The organism is Lutibacter sp. HS1-25 (assembly GCF_004121075.1).
Classification (GTDB): domain Bacteria; phylum Bacteroidota; class Bacteroidia; order Flavobacteriales; family Flavobacteriaceae; genus Lutibacter.
Window position 1 is genome coordinate 1 of the sequence record NZ_RHLN01000122.1, and the last position, 915, is coordinate 915.

Consider the following 915-nt stretch of genomic DNA (forward strand, 5'->3'; position numbering starts at 1 on the left):
GGCTTTTGGCTTTTAATTTAAAACTGGTTGTTGGATTTTAGATTTGCTATTTTTTAGTAGATTAAGTATTGGTATCAGGCTAGATTCAAGTTTTTAAAAAATATTTAGTATAAATTGATAATTTCGTATCTTTGATAAAAGTCTAATAATATGAATTTAGAAGCTAGAAAAATAGCATTTATACAAGAATTTTTAAAACTTCAAAGTGAAGAAGTAGTTTCTCGTCTTGAAAGCATATTAAAAAATAAAAAAAACACTTCTGAAGATCAGCAATTTGAGCCAATGACTCAAAATGAATTAAATAAACGCATTGATCAATCTGAATCTGATTTTAAAAACAAACGATTTAAAAGTAGTTCTGACCTTTTAGCCAAATACGAATAATGGCATTGAAAATTATTTGGTCTGATTTTGCAGAAACGCAACTTGACGATATTTATTAAGTATTACGAAAATAAAGCAAGTTCAAAAATTGCCAAAAAAATCGTAAAAGAAATTATCAATGAACCAAAAAAATTGATAAAAAATCCACTAATTGGTCAAGAAGAAGCGTTATTAAAACATCGAAAAATTAAATATCGATATTTAGTTTTTAAAAACTATAAATTGATTTATGCTGTCGATCTGGAAAATGGATTTATACAAATTGCAGATGTTTTTGACACACGACAAAACCCTCCGAAACTGCAAAGGACAAAATAAAGTTTGTTACCAACTCGATAATTAATAATGAAAAGTTAATAATGAAAAATGAATGATTATTACCCGATACTGAATACTTTCCTATTGAAAAATTGACTCCCTTTAGGGTTGGGGAAAAGTAATTTTTCGGTAGCGTTGATTTTGTTAATAATTAAACTAATTTATAATTACACACCCCTAACCCCTCTCAAGAGGGGAATATTATAGTTGAAT

The 915-nt window shown here is 27.1% G+C and carries 2 protein-coding genes; both read left to right on the plus strand.

All coding sequences use genetic code 11. From position 1 onward, the window contains the following. The first annotated feature begins 150 nt into the window (after nucleotides 1-150). On the plus strand, nucleotides 151-384 hold the full coding sequence (locus EC396_RS12835) for a hypothetical protein (RefSeq protein WP_129367002.1): 234 nt from the start codon (nucleotides 151-153) through the stop codon (nucleotides 382-384). 27 nt (nucleotides 385-411) lie between these two features. Further along, nucleotides 412-702, plus strand: coding sequence for a type II toxin-antitoxin system RelE/ParE family toxin (locus tag EC396_RS12840; protein ID WP_240665704.1), 291 nt, complete (start codon nucleotides 412-414; stop codon nucleotides 700-702). Nucleotides 703-915 lie beyond the last annotated feature (213 nt).

Excerpts from the sequence above, each read along its gene's own strand:
- EC396_RS12835 (WP_129367002.1), top strand. The coding sequence starts at position 151 with ATGAATTTAGAAGCTAGAAAAATAGCATTTATACAAGAATTTTTAAAA.